General features: G+C 73.4%; 2 protein-coding genes. Both read right to left on the bottom strand.

Annotated elements, in window-relative coordinates; all coding sequences use genetic code 11:
• Nucleotides 1–803 (bottom strand): DUF4037 domain-containing protein (locus AOK09_RS34025; RefSeq protein WP_055591079.1); only part of this gene is annotated, 803 nt, incomplete at its 3' end.
• A 914-nt stretch (nucleotides 804–1,717) separates the two neighbouring features.
• The gene (locus AOK09_RS34020) at nucleotides 1,718–2,551 is read right to left on the bottom strand and encodes a PIG-L family deacetylase (RefSeq protein ID WP_055591078.1); all 834 of its coding nucleotides are present in this window, start codon (nucleotides 2,549–2,551) and stop codon (nucleotides 1,718–1,720) included.
• Nucleotides 2,552–2,784: the final 233 nt, after the last annotated feature.

Below are 2,784 nucleotides of genomic sequence, written 5' to 3'. Positions count from 1 at the left end.
CGGGTTCTCAGCGCGGCGAGGGTTTCCTGGATCAGTTCCTGGGCCCGGGTCACCGTTGCCGTCAGCGCCTCGGGAGTCTCCCCGGGGCAGCCCAGCAGGCTGCGGACCCGCGGCCCGAAACCGGACGGCGCCGCCGGCAGCGTCTCGGCGACGGCCATCGCGCCCTTCTCGTTCAGGCACCAGCGCCTGTCCGAGGCGTACAGCGCCTGCACCAGCACGCCCACCGCGCGGGACAGGCACAGGGACACATACAGGGTGTCGGCCCGCGTAGCACCCTTCGCCGCGGCCCCGGCCAGGAACTCCGCCTCCCAGGCCCCCGCCGTCAACGCCTCCTGCAGCGGCTCCGGATACGTCGCGGTCCGCTCCCGAAGGCCGGTCAGCTCCCCGGTGGGGTCGCTCAGTACCTGCCCCAGCGCCACCTCACCCGCATAGCAGGGCGACCAGAACCCGAGCGGATGACCCGCCTGCACCCCCACCTCGTACCGGCCCTGGCAGCAGTCGGCCCACACCCGCTCGACCCGGTCCAGGTCCCTGAGGATCCAGTCCACCGCGACCCCCTCGACCCGCAGCCACGCCCCGCCGTTGACCCAGGGCCCCCAGCCGCCCGGCGCGGCCACCTCCACCTGCGGCCCCGCCAGCGCACGCAACGCGGCGACATCGAGGCTGCCCCGGTAGTAGACCCCGAGATCCCAGTCCGACTCGGGCCGGTGCTCCCCGCGCGCCCGGCTGCCGCCGAGCAGCACCCCGACCACACCGGGCACCTGAGCCAGGTCCCGGGCCATGTCCTCGATGATCATCTGCATGCCGGGAGTCTGCCAGCCGCCGGCGTGGCGGGCCGGCAGATGCCGCGGCAGGCGCCCAGCGGCCACCGGACCCGGGGCCCGTCGCAGTTCCTTCGTGCGGGGGGCGGTCGCCACTGACGCAGCAAGCCGCCCCCGCAGCGCATCCCCAGGAGCGGGGGAGGACGCCAGGCCGCGCCTGCCCCACGCTCACCTCCACCCGCCAGGTGCGCCGCAGACGCCGGGGGAGCAGTGGCCGAGGGCCCCGCCCGCCGCCCGGTCACCACTGCAGTGCCTTCAGGAACAAGGCCGGCCGGTGCCGGGTCAGGTGGTGGAAGCGGTTGGGGATCTTCCTTCTGCTGTTCTGGGGCGGTGGTGCGTGTTTCTCGGCCTGGCGCGCCCGGCGGCTGGGGCGGGACCCGGACTCCTACCAGGAGGTCCTGGCGCAAACGGCGTTCCGGTTCACGGACGACCTCAACCGCGGCCTCGTTGGCGGATGGGCTCCTTTCCCGGCCGGTCTGGTGGCCATGGCGGTGGCGATGCTGATCCTCATCACCGGCGGCGCGGGGCAGCATCCGCATGGCCCCCACTGCGCCGCGCAGGTCATCGCGGTGACGATGATCGGCTGCTTCCTGACCGGGCGTGGTCCTCCAGTTCTCGGTGGCCTGGTTCAACCGGCCGTTGTGGTGCGTCCCCTCCTGCCTTCGCCAGGAGCCCGGCGTATGGGCGCAGCGTCACCCGAAGAAGAAGCGCTGACCGGCTCCGGAAGAGGGGATCCGGGCACGCGGGAGCTACCCGCCTCCGCGCTGGGGACGGTACGGCCGCGGCGCCGACGACGCCGGGGCCGCCGCCCGGCGCACCATGCCCTCGCCGTGGTCGGCGTGAACGCCGGCCCCGGTCCGGTCCGGCCGCTCACACCGGCCGGACGGGGGCGGCGGTCAGCGCAGCCCGGCGAAGAGGTCGTCCTCGGGCAGGGGAGCGCCGGTGGTGTCCCGGACGCGGACGAAGGTCTCCACGCCCATCAGCTGCGTGAACCTCTCCTTGCCCATCCGCAGGAAGAAGATGTTCTCGCCCTGACTGGCGTGCGCGGCCAGGGCGTCGAACTTCTGCCCCCCGAACGCGGTGGTGTCCACCCAGGTGGTGATCTCCTCGTCCGGGAGCCCGATCTCGGGCATCGCGGCGCCCTCGGCCGGGTCCGGCTCCTCCCAGTCCCCGCCGAACTCGCGCATGACCTCCCCGAAGCGCTGCATCATCGAACGCGGCGCCGTCGTCCAGTACACCTTGGGCGTCAGCGCGGTCATCGCCAGCGCCGCCATCGTGACGCGGTTCGCCTGGATGTGGTCCGGGTGGCCGTAGAACCCGTTCTCGTCATAGGTCACCACCACATCCGGCTGGTACCGCCGCATCAGCTCGGCGAGACGGGCCGCGCCCTCCTCCACGGGAGTGCGCCAGAACGCCCCCGGGGCGTCGTTGGCCGGCCAGCCCATCATCCCGGAGTCGGCGTAACCCAGCATCTCCAGGTGACTGACCCTCAGCACCTCGCAGCTGGCCTTGAGTTCCTGAAGCCGCATCGCGGCCACGGCCTGCGGATCGTGCCCCGCCTCACCCGGCTTGACACCCCCCGCCCCGTCCCCGCACCCGCCGTCGGTACAGGTGACCAGAACCGTGCGCACGCCCTCCTGCGCATAACGCGCGAGGACACCCCCCGTCCCGGTGGCCTCGTCGTCGGGATGGGCGTGTACCGCCATCAGCGTCAACGGCCGGTGGTTCATGACAGTCCTCCGTGCTCGATCAGGGATACGCGGCACGGGCAGCGCGCCACTCGCCCGGCCCGCGCGCCGGCAAGCAGGGCCGACGACCGCCGAACCCGACAGCATGCCCAGCCGATCGTATCCACGCCCCACACGGCCACCCGCACACCACCCTCCCCCCGGCCTGCGCTGCCCCGCGGCGTCCACGGCGAAGAACGCCGCGGGGCAGCGCAGGCCGGGGGGAGGGTGGTGTG

The organism is Peterkaempfera griseoplana, from assembly GCF_001418575.1.
GTDB lineage: Bacteria > Actinomycetota > Actinomycetes > Streptomycetales > Streptomycetaceae > Peterkaempfera > Peterkaempfera griseoplana.
This window is presented reverse-complemented; position numbering and strand designations above follow the sequence as displayed.

Coding starts and splice junctions, on each gene's coding strand:
- AOK09_RS34020 (WP_055591078.1), bottom strand. CDS start 2,551: ATGAACCACCGGCCGTTGACGCTGATGGCGGTACACGCCCATCCCGAC.